This window comes from Brevundimonas sp. GW822-FHT03E11, from assembly GCF_058801445.1.
In genome coordinates this window covers 188,601-204,823 of sequence record NZ_JBXANG010000003.1, presented here as the reverse complement: position 1 = coordinate 204,823, position 16,223 = coordinate 188,601, and the positions used below count along the sequence as shown (strand labels likewise).

20 protein-coding genes are annotated in these 16,223 nt (G+C 68.3%); 10 read left to right on the top strand and 10 right to left on the bottom strand.

Going from position 1 to position 16,223, the window contains the following annotated elements; all coding sequences use genetic code 11:
* Positions 1–87 precede the first annotated feature (87 nt).
* From AC1RKE_RS06315 to coxB, 6 genes are all read right to left on the bottom strand, one after another.
* Positions 88–507: an NUDIX domain-containing protein gene (locus AC1RKE_RS06315; RefSeq protein ID WP_348684492.1), complete on the bottom strand. Its 420-nt coding sequence runs from the start codon at positions 505–507 to the stop codon at positions 88–90.
* Positions 507–1,058 carry a cytochrome c oxidase assembly protein gene (locus AC1RKE_RS06310; protein ID WP_152950928.1) on the bottom strand — a complete coding sequence of 184 codons (552 nt, stop codon included), beginning with the start codon at positions 1,056–1,058 and terminating at the stop codon, positions 507–509. Before AC1RKE_RS06310 ends, AC1RKE_RS06315 begins: the two co-directional genes overlap by 1 nt.
* Positions 1,055–1,228, bottom strand: a complete 174-nt coding sequence (locus tag AC1RKE_RS06305; protein ID WP_182714420.1) for a cytochrome c oxidase system small membrane protein — start codon at positions 1,226–1,228, stop codon at positions 1,055–1,057. The genes AC1RKE_RS06310 and AC1RKE_RS06305 overlap by 4 nt, the downstream gene beginning before the upstream one ends.
* Before the next feature lie 3 nt (positions 1,229–1,231).
* Positions 1,232–2,215 (bottom strand): heme o synthase, encoded by a 984-nt coding sequence (cyoE, locus tag AC1RKE_RS06300; RefSeq protein ID WP_395942008.1) that lies wholly within the window; start codon positions 2,213–2,215, stop codon positions 1,232–1,234.
* A gap of 87 nt (positions 2,216–2,302) precedes the next feature.
* Positions 2,303–3,982 (bottom strand): cytochrome c oxidase subunit I, encoded by a 1,680-nt coding sequence (gene ctaD, locus AC1RKE_RS06295; protein WP_183215060.1) that lies wholly within the window; start codon positions 3,980–3,982, stop codon positions 2,303–2,305.
* Positions 3,983–3,997: 15 nt separating this feature from the next.
* A complete protein-coding gene (coxB, locus tag AC1RKE_RS06290; protein WP_054766601.1) occupies positions 3,998–5,029 on the bottom strand; it encodes a cytochrome c oxidase subunit II in 1,032 nt (343 codons plus the stop codon).
* Between the two features lie 270 nt (positions 5,030–5,299).
* On the opposite strand from coxB, the gene AC1RKE_RS06285 reads away from it, so the two are divergent.
* From AC1RKE_RS06285 to AC1RKE_RS06265, 5 genes are all read left to right on the top strand, one after another.
* On the top strand, positions 5,300–5,671 hold the full coding sequence (locus AC1RKE_RS06285; protein WP_287397954.1) for a PadR family transcriptional regulator: 372 nt from the start codon (positions 5,300–5,302) through the stop codon (positions 5,669–5,671).
* The gene (locus AC1RKE_RS06280; RefSeq protein WP_152950931.1) at positions 5,668–6,273 is read left to right on the top strand and encodes a DUF1700 domain-containing protein; all 606 of its coding nucleotides are present in this window, start codon (positions 5,668–5,670) and stop codon (positions 6,271–6,273) included. The genes AC1RKE_RS06285 and AC1RKE_RS06280 overlap by 4 nt, the downstream gene beginning before the upstream one ends.
* On the top strand, positions 6,270–7,052 hold the full coding sequence (locus AC1RKE_RS06275; RefSeq protein WP_348684075.1) for a GIN domain-containing protein: 783 nt from the start codon (positions 6,270–6,272) through the stop codon (positions 7,050–7,052). The genes AC1RKE_RS06280 and AC1RKE_RS06275 overlap by 4 nt, the downstream gene beginning before the upstream one ends.
* Before the next feature lie 226 nt (positions 7,053–7,278).
* On the top strand, positions 7,279–8,325 hold the full coding sequence (locus AC1RKE_RS06270) for a UbiA family prenyltransferase (protein WP_348684073.1): 1,047 nt from the start codon (positions 7,279–7,281) through the stop codon (positions 8,323–8,325).
* 11 nt (positions 8,326–8,336) lie between these two features.
* Positions 8,337–9,170: a DUF3298 and DUF4163 domain-containing protein gene (locus AC1RKE_RS06265; protein WP_348684071.1), complete on the top strand. Its 834-nt coding sequence runs from the start codon at positions 8,337–8,339 to the stop codon at positions 9,168–9,170.
* An 18-nt stretch (positions 9,171–9,188) separates the two neighbouring features.
* On the opposite strand, the gene AC1RKE_RS06260 is transcribed toward AC1RKE_RS06265, so the two are convergent.
* The 3 genes from AC1RKE_RS06260 to AC1RKE_RS06250 are packed head-to-tail and all read right to left on the bottom strand — an operon-like array spanning position 9,189 to position 10,769.
* The gene (locus AC1RKE_RS06260; protein WP_348684069.1) at positions 9,189–10,124 is read right to left on the bottom strand and encodes an alpha/beta fold hydrolase; all 936 of its coding nucleotides are present in this window, start codon (positions 10,122–10,124) and stop codon (positions 9,189–9,191) included.
* Positions 10,125–10,167: 43 nt separating this feature from the next.
* Complete coding sequence (locus tag AC1RKE_RS06255) at positions 10,168–10,365, bottom strand: helix-turn-helix transcriptional regulator (protein ID WP_054766608.1); 198 nt, start codon at positions 10,363–10,365, stop codon at positions 10,168–10,170.
* A complete protein-coding gene (locus AC1RKE_RS06250; RefSeq protein ID WP_054766609.1) occupies positions 10,362–10,769 on the bottom strand; it encodes a hypothetical protein in 408 nt (135 codons plus the stop codon). The genes AC1RKE_RS06255 and AC1RKE_RS06250 overlap by 4 nt, the downstream gene beginning before the upstream one ends.
* Positions 10,770–10,897: 128 nt before the next feature.
* On the opposite strand from AC1RKE_RS06250, the gene AC1RKE_RS06245 reads away from it, so the two are divergent.
* Both AC1RKE_RS06245 and AC1RKE_RS06240 read left to right on the top strand, forming a co-directional pair.
* Positions 10,898–11,857 (top strand): fatty acid desaturase family protein, encoded by a 960-nt coding sequence (locus tag AC1RKE_RS06245; protein WP_054766610.1) that lies wholly within the window; start codon positions 10,898–10,900, stop codon positions 11,855–11,857.
* A complete protein-coding gene (locus AC1RKE_RS06240; protein ID WP_348684068.1) occupies positions 11,854–12,507 on the top strand; it encodes a class I SAM-dependent methyltransferase in 654 nt (217 codons plus the stop codon). Before AC1RKE_RS06245 ends, AC1RKE_RS06240 begins: the two co-directional genes overlap by 4 nt.
* Positions 12,508–12,544: 37 nt before the next feature.
* Here the strand turns inward: AC1RKE_RS06240 and AC1RKE_RS06235 are convergent, their stop codons facing one another.
* Positions 12,545–13,138 (bottom strand): type 1 glutamine amidotransferase domain-containing protein, encoded by a 594-nt coding sequence (locus AC1RKE_RS06235; protein WP_182714428.1) that lies wholly within the window; start codon positions 13,136–13,138, stop codon positions 12,545–12,547.
* A gap of 104 nt (positions 13,139–13,242) precedes the next feature.
* On the opposite strand from AC1RKE_RS06235, the gene AC1RKE_RS06230 reads away from it, so the two are divergent.
* From AC1RKE_RS06230 to pgm, 3 genes are all read left to right on the top strand, one after another.
* Positions 13,243–13,638: a hypothetical protein gene (locus AC1RKE_RS06230; protein WP_054766613.1), complete on the top strand. Its 396-nt coding sequence runs from the start codon at positions 13,243–13,245 to the stop codon at positions 13,636–13,638.
* A gap of 63 nt (positions 13,639–13,701) precedes the next feature.
* Complete coding sequence (ypfJ, locus tag AC1RKE_RS06225; RefSeq protein ID WP_348684019.1) at positions 13,702–14,553, top strand: KPN_02809 family neutral zinc metallopeptidase; 852 nt, start codon at positions 13,702–13,704, stop codon at positions 14,551–14,553.
* A 35-nt stretch (positions 14,554–14,588) separates the two neighbouring features.
* Positions 14,589–16,223, top strand: a complete 1,635-nt coding sequence (gene pgm, locus AC1RKE_RS06220; protein WP_348684018.1) for a phosphoglucomutase (alpha-D-glucose-1,6-bisphosphate-dependent) — start codon at positions 14,589–14,591, stop codon at positions 16,221–16,223.

Sequence of the window (16,223 nt, the reverse complement as noted above, 5' to 3'; positions counted from 1 at the left end):
AACGCCGGCCTTTGCAACACGCCAGTGGATCGCCGCCTTTCCGCCGGAATCGGGACGAGTCCTAGGGTCACGGGGTTGGGGGTGGCGCTAAGGCCGCGCCTCTAGGGCGGCGAACGCCTTGGCCGCGAACACCGACAGCGGCTGCGGCAGGGCGTCGAGCGCGAACCAGCCGATGTCCGACAGCTTGTCCGGCTCAGTCAGCCGGGGCTCGCCGGCGAAATCGCGCGTGACATACATCAGCGACAGCCAGTGCTGGCCGTCCGTCGCCATGATCTCTTCGGTCCAGCACAGGAAGTCGACGGCGCCGATCGTCAGGCCGCTCTCCTCCTCCGCCTCACGCCGGGCGGCGTCTGCGGACCGTTCGCCCTGATCGACCTTGCCGCCCACGATGTTCCAATGCCCCGCCTCGGGCGGCTTCATCCGTTTGCACAGCAGCACCCGCCCATCGGCCCGCTGAATCACCAGGCCGCAGCCGACGCCGGGAAAGTCGACGCCGGGACGGGCCATCAGGCGTTCGGCCCCGTCGGCGCGTCGACCGACGGATAGAAGGTGTAGCTCAGGGTGATTTCACGCGCGCCCTTGGCCTCCCGGTCGGTGGCCAGTTCGGGGGCGATGAAATACTGGACCGGGAACTGGCGCGTCTCGCCTGCCGCCAGGGTCTGATCCTGGAAGCAGAAGCATTGCAGCTTCTGGAAATAGGGGCCGGTGTATTCCGGCACGACATTGTATCCGGCCCGCACCTGGATCGGCTGGTCCGAGGTGTTGGTGACGTCGAAATAGGCCAGGCCCGTGGCCCCGATCCGCACCCTCTGGGTCGTCTGTTCGGCGCGGAAGGTCATGGGCAGGCCGCCGCGCACATTGGTGTCGAACCGCACCAGCACCGTCTGGTCCAGAACCGTGTCCGGCGCCTTGTCCGCCCGCCGCACCGTGCCGTCGAAGCCCGTCACCTGACAGAACATCCGATAAAGCGGCACGGCGGCGAAGGCCGCGCCCGTCATCCCCATGACGCCCAGGACGCACAGGATGGCGATCAGATTCTGACGGCCCGGCTTCCTCATTGCGGCCCCGCCGTCGTCGCCGCCTCCAACAGGGCGCGTTCGGCCGCCTGATTCTGCTGCAGACGCAGGACGGTGGTGGCGAAGACCAGGACGATGAAGGCCACCAGGGCGGCCGCGATCCAGACGTTGCGCCGTTTGCGGGCGCGCAATTCTTCAGGTGTCAGACGCATGGCTCAGACTCCGAGGCCGGCTATGGCCTCGACCAGGAAGGCCGAGAACAGGGCGACCAGATACAGGATCGAAAAGGCGAACAGATCCCGCGCCGGTTTGGCCTGGACCTTGACCTCATACAATGCGGCCTCGCGTCCCACCGTGTCGGCCTTGTCGGGCTCGTCGCCGGCGCGCGAGCGGTAAAGCCGCCAGGCCAGCCCCAGGAAGGCCAGGCCGCCGCCGACCGACACCACGGCGTAGATCAGCCCGCCCATGCCCACCAGGGCCGGCGCCACGGCCGAGGCGACGAAGATCAGCGAATAGATCAGGATCTGCAGCCGCGTGGACTTGGCCCCCCGCGCCACAGGCATCATCGGTATGCCCGCCTTGGCGTAGTCTCCGGCCGAATAGAGGGCCAGGGCCCAGGAGTGCGGCGGGGTCCACAGGAAGATGATCAGGAACAGCAGCCAGGCCTGCCACGGCGCCTCGCCCGTCGCCGCCGCCCAGCCGATCACCGGCGGAAAGGCGCCCGCCGCCCCGCCGATGACGATGTTCTGAGGCGTCCGCCGCTTCAGCAGCAGGGTGTAGAAGCCGGCGTAATAGACGATGGTCAGGGCCAGCAGCCCCGCCGCGAACCAGTTGGCGTTCATCCCCAGCAGCATGACCGAAAACAGGCTCAGGATGACGCCATAGGCCATCGCATCATTTTTCCGAACGCGCCCCGCCGCCACCGGCCGGCCGCGCGTGCGCCGCATCAGGGCGTCGGTCTCGCCCTCCAGCGCCATGTTCAGCGAACCGGCCGCGCCTGCGCCCACGGCGATGCACAGTATGGCGATGGCGGCGACCAGCGGGTTCATCGACCCCGGCGCCATGACCAGCCCGGTCGCGGCGGTGAAGACCACCACCGACATGACGCGCGGCTTCAGCAGCTGGAAGAAGTCTTCCGGCTGGGCGGTCGAAATCGCGGGACGGTCGTGAACGTCTTGGGTCATGGGTGCGGGGGTCATGGATGGGGACCGAATAACACACCCCAAAGCAGAAGGCCGCCCCTTCCGTGGAAAGAGCGGCCCTCCGTTCGGGATCTCAGCCCGGGATCAGTGCTCGTCGCCCTTGACCACCGGCAGTTCGTTGAACTGGTGCTGCGGCGGCGGCGAGGACAGGGTCCATTCCAGGGTCGTGGCGCCCTCGCCCCAGGGATTGGCGACGCCCGGACGGCGACGGATCGCGGCTTCCAGCAGCATGACCAGGAAGACCAGCACGCCGACGATGGTGATCGCATAGCCGATGGACGAGACCTGGTTCCACAGGGTGTAGGCGTCCGGATAGTCGATATAGCGACGCGGCATGGCCTGCAGGCCCAGGAAGTGCTGCGGGAAGAAGATCAGGTTCACGCCGACGAACATGATCCAGAAATGGGTCGCGCCGAGGAACTCGTTGTACTTCACCCCGAACATCTTCTCGAACCAGTAGTAGAAGCCCGCGAAGATGGCGAAGACGGCGCCCAGCGACAGCACATAGTGGAAGTGGGCCACGACGTAATAGGTGTCGTGCAGGCTGTAATCGATGCCGGCGTTCGACAGGACGACGCCCGTCACCCCGCCCACGGTGAACAGGAAGATGAAGCCGATGGCCCACAGCATGGGCGTCTTGAAGCTGATGGAGCCGCCCCACATGGTGGCGATCCAGCTGAAGATCTTCACCCCCGTCGGCACGGCGATGATCATGGTCGCGGCCACGAAATAGGCGCGCAGATTGATGCTCATCCCCACCGTGTACATGTGGTGGGCCCAGACGATGAAGCCGATGAAGCCGATGGCCACCATGGCGTAAGCCATGGCCAGGTATCCGAACACCGGCTTGCGGCTGAAGGTCGAGACGATGTGGCTGATGATGCCGAAGCCCGGCAGGATCAGGATGTACACTTCCGGGTGGCCGAAGAACCAGAACAGGTGCTGGTACATGATCGGGTCGCCGCCGCCGGCCGGGTCGAAGAAGTGGGTGCCGAAGTTGCGGTCGGTCAGCAGCATGGTGATGGCGCCGGCCAGCACCGGCAGCGACAGCAGCAGCAGGAAGGCGGTGATCAGCACCGACCAGGCGAACAGCGGCATCCGGTGAAGCGTCATGCCCGGCGCCCGCATGTTCAGGATCGTCGTGATGAAGTTGATCGCCCCCAGGATGGAGCTGGCGCCCGCCACGTGCAGGGCGAAGATGGCCAGATCAAACGCCGGGCCGACGTGGCCCGTGGTCGACAGGGGCGGATAGGCCGTCCAGCCCCCGCCGAAGCCCTTGCCCGGCCCGCCGTCGGTGAACATCGACAGGACCAGCAGGCACCAGGCCGCAACCAGCAGCCAGAAGGAGATGTTGTTCATGCGCGGGAAGGCCATGTCCGGCGCCCCGATCATGATGGGCACGAACCAGTTGCCGAAGCCGCCGATCATGGCGGGCATGACCATGAAGAAGATCATGATCAGGGCGTGGGCCGTGACGGTGACGTTGTAGCCGTGCTTGGACTGCTCCACGAGGCCCAGCAGCTGGATCGACGAGCCTTCCTTGAAGATCTGGATGCCCGGCTCGGCCAGTTCCCAGCGGATCAGGCCCGACAGGGCGCCCCCGACCACGCCCGCCATGATGGCGAACAGCAGGTACAGGGTGCCGATGTCCTTGTGGTTGGTCGACAGGAACCAGCGGGTGAAAAAGCCCGGCTTGTGGTCGTCGTGATGATGGGCCTCGGGCGCGTGAAGGGTGTCGCGGGTCGAAATCGTAGCGTCAGCCATGGAACTGCTCGCCTCTTACTGGGCGGCCGGCGCGGCGGGAGCCGCGGCGGGAGCGGATTGAGCGGTCGGCGTCGTCGCCGTCTGGGCGGTCGGGATGTCGGTCTGGGCGCCGGCCTGGGGACCGGTGGTCGCCGTGCCCACCACAGGCGCGCCCGTGGTTCCGGCCTCGACCTGAGCGGTCGTGCCGCCCGGCGCCGCCTCGGGGGCCTTGGGCGTCATCGAGCCGCCCTTGGAGGCGACCCAGCGCGCGAACTCGGCCTGGGTCACGACATTGATCTGAATAGGCATGAAGGCGTGATCGACGCCGCACAGTTCCGAACACTGGCCGTAGAAGACGCCGGTGCGCTCGGCCTTGAACCAGGTCTCATTGACCCGGCCCGGCACGGCGTCGGTCTTCAGGCCGAAGGCCGGCAGGGCCACGGAATGAATCACGTCCGAGGCGGTGATCAGAAGACGCACCGTCTTGCCGACCGGCACCACCATCGGCTCGTCCGCCGCCAGGCGATAGACGCTGTGCGACAGGCCGCGCTCGGCCAGCTCGCCCTCGGGCACCATGTTGGAGATATATTCGGAAACGCCCTGGTCGGGATATTCATAGGCCCAGTTCCACTGGTTGCCCGTCACCTTCACCGTCAGATCGGGCTCGGGCATGTCGTGATAGGCGAACAGCAGCCGGAACGAGAACAGGGAGATGAAGACCAGGATCACCACCGGCAGCACCGTCCAGATGATCTCGACCGTGGTGTTGTGGCTCCAGCGCGCGGGCGTGGCGTTGGCGCGCTTATTGTAGCGGAAGACGATCCAGGCCAGCAGAGCCAGAACCAACAGGGTGATGCCGGTGATCACGGGCATCAGCACGATGTTGTGGAACCAGATGGCGTCGTGCTTCAGCGGCGCGGCGGCCGGCTGAAGGTCGATCCCGCCCGGCGTCGGCTGACCCATCAGGTCCTGCGCCCACACCGGCGCCGCAGAGACCAGCGCCAGTCCGACAGCCGCCGTCGCCGAGGCGGTCGCCGCTCTGGTCCATCTCAGGGCTCGCGTCCCCATTCCCATACGAAGTCCCCATAATATCGTTTCGCAGCAGAGACTTGCGAATGGCTCGCAAATCTTCGCGCGGGCATGTTGGTCCGCCCGACACTTGGTTGAGTCCCTATCGGATCGCCCCTCGCTTGCCAAGCGATCCGCGCGCCCCCTTGCCGCAAACCCGCCGCGATTGGCGGCGGCGGCCTGAGAATTAAACCTTCGTCATGTTTAAACAGGTACCTTGCGTCACAAGGTACCTTGTCGTAGTCAATCTCCATCAAAGGAGACGTCGAGGTGACCGAAACCATCGAGATACAGCTGAAGAAGGGGGTTCTGGGGCTTTGCGTCCTGGCGCTTCTGAACCGGGCGGACAGCTACGCCTATGAGATCGCCAGCCGCCTTTCCGACGCGATCGGCATGGGGGAAGGCACCATCTACCCCCTGATGCGGCGAATGCAGTCGGACGGCCAGGTCGAGACCTATCTGGTCGAATCCTCGTCCGGCCCGTCGCGCAAATACTATCGTCTGACCGACGCCGGTCGCGCGGCCCTCGCCGCCCAGGCCGCCGAATGGTCGGCCTTCACCACGGCCGTCGAAGCCGTCCTGGCCAGCGACGCGCCCCATATTCAAGAGCCGACGGCTCAACCGGAGGGAACGGAACAATGACGAGATCGGAATTCATCGTCCGTCTCAGAAACGGCCTGGTCGGCCTGCCGACCGCCACGGCGAACGACATCGTCGCCGACTATGAGACTCATTTCGCCGACGGCCTGGCCGCCGGCCGCACCGAGGCCGAGGTGGCCGCCGCCCTGGGCGATCCGGGCCGTCTGGCCCGCGAGCTCAAGGCCGAGGCCGGGATCCAGCGCTGGCGTCAGGAGAAGAACCCCTCCGCCGCCGCCGCCGCCGTCTTCGCCGTCCTGGGCCTGGGCGCCGTCGACATCCTGATCCTGCTGCCCATTCTGATGGGCGTGGTCGGGACCATCTTCGGCTTCTTCATCGCCGCCATCGCCCTGTTCTTCTCGGGCGGCGCGATCATGGTGGCCGGGCCCTTCGCCGGCTTCCCCGGCGGCCCCTTCGCCGCGATCCTGATGGGTCTGGGCCTGATGGCCGGGGCCGTCTTCATCGGCGCCCTTCTGACCATCGTCACCGTCTGGCTGGTCAACGGCCTCGTCTGGTTCGCCCGCCTCCACTACCGGCTGCTGAAGCCGGCGCTGGAGCCCCAATCCGACACCCAATCCGAAGGCACGAGCACGGGAGGCTCGCAATGATCCGCACGCTCTTCATCATCGCCGGCGCCGCCCTGGTGCTGTGCATCGTCACCGTGGGCGGCGCCATCGCCCTGGGTGGACATGATCTGCAACGCCACGGCTGGGCCTGGACCATCAAGGACCGGGACGGCGAAACCATCCGCTTCGAACGGGTCAAAAGCGGAGAGGTCGAAGACCTCGGCCCCTTCACCACCCGCACCCTGGCCTGGACCGGCGGCGACACCCTGACCGTCGATTCCACCATCGACGTGGAATACCGCCAGGGCCCTGAGAACACCGTGGTCGTCACCGGGCCCAAGGCCCTGGCGGACCGGGTCCGACTCGAGAACGGCCGACTGTCCCTGGGCGAGGGCGACGAACGGATCGTCTTCGGCTGGAGCAGCGGAAACTTCTCGGCCCGATCGGAGCGTGACGAACTGCGGGTCGTCGTGACCGCGCCCAACGTCGTCCGCTTCGTCTCCAATGCGTCCGGCGATCTGGACATCAAGGCCTATGACCAGCCCAGCCTGGCCCTGGACGTCTCCGGCTCCGCCGATGTGACCGCCGAAGGCCGCACCGACGCCCTCCGGCTGGAGATCGACGGGTCCGGCGACGCGGATCTGAGGGCCTTGGCGGCGCGCGACGCCACGGTGGACATCTCCGGCTCCGGCGACGCCAATGTCGCCCCGACCGGCGACGTCCAGGTGCGGATCGACGGCTCCGGCGACGTCACCCTGGCGGCCCGCCCCGCCAAGCTGACCACCGAACTCTCGGGCTCCGGCGACGTGTATCAGGACTGAGACCCTCCCCCGCTTGCGGGGGAGGTGGGCCGGCGTCCGCGCAGCGGACCAGGCTCGGAGGGGGAAGTGTCGCTCAGGAAGAAGACTTCCCCCATCGTCAGCCGTCTCGCTTCGCTCGACGCGCTGACACTTCCCCCGCAAGCGGGGGAAGGTCTTATCGCCGACAGGCCGGCATCAGGGGCCATTCCGCCTTCACCCTGCCCTTCATTCCGGTTAAGCCTCGGTCATGACCTCCGCCCCTCTTCCCGACGCCGGCGCCAACTGGGTGGATCGCCATGCGCCGGAGCGGCTGAAGCCCTGGCTGAAGCTGGGCCGGTTCGACCGGCCCATCGGCATATGGCTGCTGCTCCTGCCCGGCTGGCAGGGGATCGCTCTGGCCCTGGCCCAGTATCGCCAGGCGCCCGGCCTCTATGACCTGTGGCTGTTCGTCGGCTTCGGGATCGGCGCCTGCTTGATGCGCGCCGCCGGCTGCGCCTTCAACGACATCGTCGACCGCGACTTCGACGCCCGGGTCTCCCGCACCGCCCTTCGCCCCATCCCCGCCGGCCTGATCTCCGTCAAACAGGCCTGGGCCTTCGTGATCGGCTGCAGCCTGATCAGCCTCATGATCCTGCTGACCCTGCCCAAGGTCGCCATCCTGCTGGGCGTCGGCTCCTGCGCCCTGGTCGCCGCCTATCCCTTCATGAAGCGGATCACCTGGTGGCCCCAGGCCTGGCTGGGCCTGACCTTCAACTGGGGCGCCCTGATGGGGTTCGCCTCCGCCCTGCCCCTGGCGGCGGCCGCCCTTCTGCTGCCGGCCGACATCGCCGGCGAGTTCCGCCCCTTCCTCTGGTCGCCGCCCAGCGACAGCGGCCACGCCGTCGCCCTGGTCTGGCAGGCCTATGTCCCCGCCGTCCTCCTCTACCTCGGCGGCGTCTTCTGGACCCTGGGCTACGACACCGTCTACGCCCTTCAGGACATCGAGGACGACGCCATGATCGGGGTCAAATCCTCGGCCCGCCGCCTGGCCTCGGCGGTGCGCCCCGGCGTCGCCGTCTTCTACGGAATCAGCCTGGTCCTGGCCGCCCTGGCCGGTCTTTCCGCCGGTCTCGGCCCGCTGTTCTGGATCGGCCTGGCCCTCTACGCCGCCCATCTGGCCCGCCAAGTGGTCCGGCTGGACCGCACCGACGGCGCCCTGGCGCTGAGACTTTTCAAATCGAACCGAGAGGCGGGCTTCATCCTGCTGGCGGCCTTCGCCCTCGGATCTCTCGGCCAAAACCTGATCGGCCTGTGAAGGAGCCCCCCATGACCTCCACCCTTCGTCTGCTGCTGCTGTCCGTCGCCGTCGCCGCAACCGTCGCCGCCTGCCAGAGGCGCGAAGACAAGGCCGAGACGGCCCCGCCCGCCCCGATCACCGCCGCCCCGGTCGATCCGGCCGCCGCCGGGGCGCCGATGAGCTTCGACTCCAAGACCCAGTACGCCACGGTCAAACTGACCCTGCCGGACGCGCTCAAGTCCAAGCCCGACCTGCACGCTCCCCTCTACGCCGCCGCGGTGCGGGACCTGCGCCAGTTCTCCGAAGGCGCCCAGGCCGACCTGTCCGAGGCGGGCGGCGGACCGAACCCCTATGAAAAGACCATCGCCTTCGACCCCGGCGCCGAGACCGGCAAGCTGTTCAGCCTGGTCCGCACCGATTTCGAATACACCGGCGGCGCCCATCCCAACACCAGCTTCTCGGCCGTCCTGTGGGACAAGGCGATGAAGAAGCGGCTGGGCTTCGCAGACCTGTTCCGACCCGGCGCTGACCTGTCGGGCCTGAACAAGGCCCTGTGCGACGCCGCCAACGCCGCCAAACAGGCTCGTTCGCCGGGATCGGAGACCGCCACCCCGGACGGTAAGATGTGGACCTGCCCCAAGGCCGTCTCCACCCCCTTCGTCCTGGCGCCCAGCACCACTCCGGGCAAGGCGGGCGGCGTCGTCTTCCTGATCGGCGCCTATCAGATCGGCCCCTATTCGGACGGTCCCTATCGGATCGCCGTGCCCCAGTCGGTCTTCCGGTCCCTGCTCAACCCGGCCTATGCCGACGAATTCGCCGGCGCGCCGGTCAAGGCCGGGGACGTCACGCCCAAGGCGGGCTGATCCGCTCGCTCGGCGGGATCAGTCCGCCAGGAACTGATCGACCCGTTGGGCGAACGTCTGGGGCTGATCGGCCATGATGAAGTGGCGGCTGTCGTCCACCCGGATCAGTTTGACGCCGGGCAGGGTCGCATATTCCCGGCCCCACAGGGCGTCGGCCATGGCCGCAGGCGCCCCGCCGTTCGCGTCGGCGGCGTAGAGCACCGTGACCGGCGTCGTCATGGCCGCCAGTCCGGGGCGGACGTCGGTCGTCATCACCTCATGAATGGCCGTGGCCAGGGCGCGGCGGTCCGAGGCCAGGGTCCAGTCGACCATGGCCGTCCGCGTCGCCGGATCGCGCGCCAGGCCGATAGCCCCCTGTTCTTGGGCCGCCCGCATCGCCGCCTCGTCCTGGCTCAGCATGGCCTGGGCCGCCTGGTCGGCGAAGGGCCGGGCCGTCTCGGGCGTCACCTGCGGGCCGAACAGGGCCGAAAAGAAGGGCAGATTGTCCACCGCCATCACCCGCCCCACGGCCTCGGGATGACGCTGGGCCAGCATCAGGGCCGACAGTCCGCCCATCGAATGGCCGATGACCGCCGGCTTTTGCAGACCGGCGGTCTGGACATAGGCCGCCAGGGCCTCGACCGCCGGCTCCAGCAGCGGCCCGTCGCCGTGGGTCCAGGGCTGACCGGCGAAGCCCGCCAGCTGGACCAGATGGACCCGGTGGGTCGCCTTCAGCCGATCGGCCGTGGCCCGCCACACCTCTCGCGAACAACCATAGCCGGGGATCAGGATCACGTCGGGTCCGCGTCCGACCACCTCGACCGACAGCCGGTCCGAAGCGAAGGCGGGAGCGACGGCCCCCGGCGTCTCGGCCAAAGCGGCGGTCACGCCGATCATCAGCGAGGGCGTGCAGACGGCCAGTCCGAACAGGGCGGCGCGCAGGCGCGGGCGCGCCTTGAAGAAGGCGTTGTACATCGGATGTCTCCTGTCTTGAGGTTTTGAAGTCGGGTCCGCCGCCTCAGGCGTGCGGGTTCTCGAAGATGTCTTCGACCGGACGGCCGAAGGTGGCGGCGATGCGATAGGCCAGGTCCAGCGACGGATCGTGCCGTTCGGTCTCCAGCGCGATCACCGCCTGTCGCGATACGCCCAGGGCCTGGCCCAACTGTTCCTGGGTCCAGCCGCGCTCGACGCGCAGCAGCTTCAGCCGGTTCTTCATCGGCTGGTCCGGATGAAGGGGGCGGTAAGGCCGTACATGCCCCAGAACAGCGGCACGATCAGCCAGGTCTGCATATGGGGCGCCCCGGCGAAGCTCTCGCCGAAGCCCCAGAAGGTGGCGACCGCCATGGCCAGCCCCGAGGCGACGATGAACTGTTTGGCCGTCACCCCCCGCACGAACTCGTCGCTTTCGCGCATCAGGGACAGGACGGCCCAGATCTGGCCGATCACCGGCGCCGACACGACCGCCGCCAAGGCCCAGGCCGCCGGCTTGCCCATCACCTCGTCAAAGGCGTCGGTCGTCATCATGGATACGCAGATCGCCACATAGGGGATGGTGAAGGCCATGATGCGAATGACGTAGCGCCTATGCGCCGGGGTGGTCGATTTTCCGAAACTCATCATATCCCGCTCTCCTCTTGTAAGGCGAACCTGACATCGCCTCCATGTAATGTCAACCTGACTTTTTGTCATTATCGCCTTACATGCCCCGTCCGGTTTCGAAAGCCCCGCAGTTGCGCTAGGATCGGCCCATGCCCGCCGCCCCGCGCATCGCCCCCTCGGCCCTGTTCGCCCCTGACGACTGGCGGCCGTTCCAGACCCGGTCGGCCTGGGTCGGGCCGCTGCTGGTCGCCCATTGCTGGGGGGTCATCGCCCTGGCGGTCGGGGCGGGGGTCCTGATCCCCTGGCTGATCCCGATCTGCGTCATGATCATCGGCACGCGCCAGCTGGGCCTGGCCATATTGATGCATGAGGCGGCCCACGGCGGCCTGGCCAAAAATCTGCGTCTGAACGACTTTCTGGGCCAATGGCTGTGCGCCGTCCCGATCGGGGCGGACCTTGGCGCCTATCGCCCCTATCATCTGAACCACCACCGCTTCGCCCAGCAGCCGGAAGACCCCGACCTGATGCTGTCGGCGCCCTTTCCCGTCTCCCCCGCCTCGCTCCGCCGCAAGATGATCCGCGACCTGACCGGACAGACCTTCTTCAAACAGAGGATCGTCCTGCCCCTCGCCCTGGCGGCCCGATCAAAGAGCGCAAAGGGCGAAGCGGCCGCCGATCCTGCGCATGAGTATGACGCGGTGGTGACCGGCCGATCGGTCCTGCCCTTCCTGGTCTTCAATACGATCCTGCTGGCCGGCTTCATCGCCGCAGGCGTCTGGTGGGCCTTCTTCGCCCTGTGGCTGCTGCCGATGGCGACCTGGTTTCCGCTGGTGACGCGGCTCCGGAACATCGCCGAACACGCCTGCGTCGAAGGATCCGACGCCGACCCCTTCCGCGCGGCCCGCACCACTCGCGCCGCCTGGTGGGAGCGCGCCTTCATCGCCCCCTATTGGGTCAACTTCCACGCGGAGCATCATCTGTTCATGCACGTCCCCTGCTGGAAGCTGCCGGCGCTTCACCGGGCCGTTCGCGCCCGGCCCCAGGCGGCGGGCATGGAGGTGGCGCCGGGCTATGTCGAGGTTCTGAAGACGGCGACCCGCCGCCCGTGACCGTCATCGCCGATCCCGCCGCCTTCATCCGGACCAACACCCGGCTGCAGCCCGTCCCCCATGCGCCCGAGATCACCCTGTGGCTGGCGGACGAAGTCACCCCCATCTGGAGGCTGACGGAGGAAGAGCTGGGCGAACTGGGCCTGCCCCCGCCCTTCTGGGCCTTCGCCTGGGCGGGCGGTCAGGCGCTGGCCCGCTATCTGCTGGATCACCCGCAGGAGGTGGCCGGCAAGCAGGTGCTGGACTTCGCCGCCGGTTCGGGTCTGGTCGGTGTTGCCGCCATGCGGGCAGGCGCCGCCTGCGCCCTCTGCGCCGACATCGACCCCTTCTGCGAAGCGGCGGTCGCCGCCAACGCCCAGGCGAACGGCGTGGCCCTGGACTTCGTCGGCCACGACCTCTTGAACACCCCGCCGCCGCCCGTGGACGTCATCTGCGCGGGCGACATCTGCTATGAAAAGCCGATGACCGAGGCCGTCCTGGCCTGGCTGGGTCAGGCGCGGGCGGCGGGGTCGCGGGTTCTGATCGGCGATCCGGGCCGGACCTATTTTCCGCGTTCGGGCCTGGACTTCCTGGCCGAATACCGCGTGCCCACGACCCGCGAGCTGGAGGATCTGGAGATCAAGCGCGCCGCGGTCTGGGCCCTGCCCTGAAGGGCGGCGGGAGCGATCGCCGCTCCCGCCGATCCGGTCAGTGGGCGACCGGCTGAACCCCTTGGATCTTCTCGGCCTGTTCGCGATGCCGGCCCTCGGCGAATTCCTCGATCATCTTGGCGTTGAAGGCGGGGATGTCGTCGGGATTGCGGCTGGTCACCAGACCCTGATCCACCACCACCGGCTCGTCCACCACATCGGCGCCGGCATTTCTCAGATCGGTGCGAATGCTGTTGAAGGCCGTCATCGTCCGGCCCTCGACCACCCCCGCCTCGATCAGCAGCCAGGGCGCATGGCAGATGGCCGCCACCGGCTTTCCGGCGTCGAAGAAGGCCCGGACGAACTTGACCGCATCCTCATTCGCCCGCAGCTGGTCGGGATTCGCCACGCCGCCCGGCAGCATCAGGGCCGAATAGGCCGAGGCGTCCACCCCCGCCACCGCCTTGTCCGCCGTCACCTTGTCGCCCGGCGTCAGATGGTTGAAGCCCTGGAAGTCGCCGGCCTTCAGCGACACGATCTCGACCGCCGCCCCGGCCTCTTTCAGCGCCTTCATCGGCTCGGTCAGTTCGACCAGTTCGACGCCGTCGGTCGCCAGAATGGCGACGGTCTTGCCAGAGAGAGTCTGGGCCATGGGATAACTCCTGATTTGAGGTGGGTTCGCCCTGTTCAACCCCGTGGGTCGACTGGGGTTGCGGCCGCGCTTGGCGAGACGCGATCACACCCCATCTGTCGGTCATGAGACGCGCCCTGCCCCTCCTTCTGCTCGCCGCCGCCCTCGGCCCCAGCGCGGTCCAGGCCCAGGTCGCGCCCTATCCCTATCCTCAGCCCGGCTTCCCCTATCCGGGCGGCGCCCCCGCCGCGATCGCCGATCAGCACCGCTACGAGAACGAGCGGATCCGTCTTCAGGCCCAGGCCAACGCCGCCCTGGCCCGCCGTCTGGACGCCGAGGCGGCCCAGCGACGCCTGACGCTGGAAGCGGCGCGCCAAGCGACGGCGGCGCCGGCCCCATCCGTCCACGATCTCCGCCCGGTCGCCCCGCCGGCGTCCCCATCGACGTCCCCGCCCCCCACGGCTTCGGAACCCCGACGCAGCCTCAGCGAAATCGACGCCTGGCTGGACCGCCCGCGCTGACGCATCCCTTCCCTTCCGTTCGCGTTCTGGCCTAGCTTCAGGCGGAACGGGCGGAGGAAACTCATGCGGTGGCAGGGCGGCAGGACGGGGGGCGGCGGGATCGAGGACCGTCGGGGCCTCGGAGGCGGCGCGCTCGCCGGGGGCGGCCTCGGCGTCGGCGTGCTCGCCATCATCGGCTATCTGGTCTTCGGCATAGATCCTTCGACCACGACCCAGCTGGCCAGCCGGTTCGGCGGGGTCGGCGCGGAACAACAGGGGCAGGCCGGCACGCCTGAAGATCAGGCCGGACGCTTCGTCGATGTGGTCGGAGGCAATATCAACGACGTCTGGGCGCAGAAGCTTAACGGGTATGAACGCCCGCGCGTCGTCATCTACGAACAGGGCACTTCGACCGGCTGCGGCTACGGCCAGTCGGCCATGGGCCCCTTCTATTGTCCGACCGACCGCACCGTCTATCTGGACCTGGGCTTCTGGCAGGAGATGGAGACCCAGCTGGGCGCCTCGGGCGCCGACTTCGCCCGCGCCTATGTCATCGCCCATGAGTTCGGCCACCACGTCCAGACCCTGACCGGAACCTCCGACCAGGTGCGTCAGGCCCAGCAGCGCGCTAGGGGCGAGGCCGAGGCCAACCGCTATTCGGTGGCGCTGGAGCTTCAGGCCGATTGCTATGCCGGGGTCTGGGCCCGAAACGCCGCCGCCGTGTCGAACGGCGAGGTGGCGCTGGAGCCCGGCGACATCGAAGAGGGGATGAAGACGGCCCAGGCCATCGGCGACGATACGCTGCAACGCCGGGCGGGCGGGCGCGTCTCGCCCGAAAGCTTCACCCACGGCTCCTCGGCCCAGCGGGTCGAATGGCTGCAACGCGGCTATCAGTCCGGCGACCCCGCCGCCTGCGACACCTTCAGCGGCGCCTGAGCCGCCCAGCCTTCAGACTTCAGTACGGACCTCCCATGCATCCTCGCGCCGGCCAGACCGCTCTCGCCGAAGACCTGATCGACCTGGACGCCCTGCTGGGCGCCTATGAGAGCGTCGTTCCCGACATGGGCGATCCGGGCCAGAGGGTGGTCTTCGGCACCTCGGGCCATCGCGGCTCCAGCCTGGACGGCGCCTTCAACCAGACCCACATCCTGGCCATCGCGCAGTCGATCGCCGACTATCGCGCCGCCCAGGGGATCGACGGCCCCCTGTTCGTCGGCCGCGACACCCACGCCCTGTCCGAGCCCGCCTTCCGCACCACGATCCAGGTTCTGGTCGCCAACGGGGTGGAGGTGCTGATCGATTCCGGCGACGGCTTCACCCCGACCCCGGCCGTCTCCCACGCCATACTGACCCATAACCGGACCGGGCGGCGTCAGGCTGACGGCGTCCTGATCACCCCGTCGCACAATCCGCCGCGCGACGGCGGTCTGAAGTACAATCCCCCCTCGGGCGGCCCGGCCGGGAGCGAGGCGACCGCCGCCATCGCCGCCCGCGCCAATCAGCTGATCGAAGGCGGTCTGTCCGAGGTCAAACGCCTGCCCTTCGACCAGGCCCAGGCGGCGGCCGGCCGATTCGACTTCATGACCGCCTATGTCGACGACCTCGACAGCGTGCTGGATCTGGACGCGATCCGCGAGACGGGCGTGCGCATCGGCGCCGATCCCCTGGGCGGGGCGGCGGTCGCCTATTGGGGCCGGATCGCCGAACGCTGGGGCCTGGACCTGACCGTGGTCAATGCGGCCGTCGATCCGCGCTGGGCCTTCATGCCGCTGGACGCCGACGGCAAGATTCGCATGGACTGCTCCTCCCCCTCGGCCATGGCGGGTCTGATCGGCATGATGCAGGGCGGCTCGGCCTATGACGTCGCCTTCGGCAATGACGCCGACGCCGACCGGCACGGGATCGTCACGCCCGACGGGGGCCTGATGAACCCCAACCACTTCCTGACCGCCGCCATCGCCTATCTGTTCGCCCATCGGCCCGGCTGGGGTCCGCAGGCGGCGGTGGGCAAGACCCTGGTCTCCTCCTCCATGATCGACCGCGTCGTCGCGGGCCTGGGGCGCCGCCTGCTGGAAACGCCCGTCGGCTTCAAACATTTCGTGCCCGGCCTGCTGGACGGGACCGTCGGCTTCGGCGGCGAGGAATCGGCGGGGGCGTCCTTCCTGCGCCGCGACGGAACGGTCTGGTCTACCGACAAGGACGGCCTCATTCTCTGCCTCCTGGCGGCCGAGATTCAGGCCCGCACCGGCGCCGGCGCCGACCGCCTCTACGCCGATCTGACCGACCGCTACGGCGCCCCCGCCTACGCCCGGATCGACGCCCCCGCCGACAGGGCGCAAAAGGCGCGGCTGGCGGCCCTCAGCCCCTCCGACGTGACCGCCACCACCCTGGCCGGTCAGCCCATCGCCGACATCCTGACCCAGGCCCCCGGCAACGGCGAACCCATCGGGGGTCTGAAGGTCGTGACCGCCGACGCCTGGTTCGCCGCCCGTCCGTCGGGCACCGAGGACGTCTATAAGATCTACGCCGAATCCTTCCTGGGCCCCGACCATCTGGCCCAGGTCCAGACCGAGGCCAAGGCGGTGGTGGCGGCGGCGCTCTCCTGA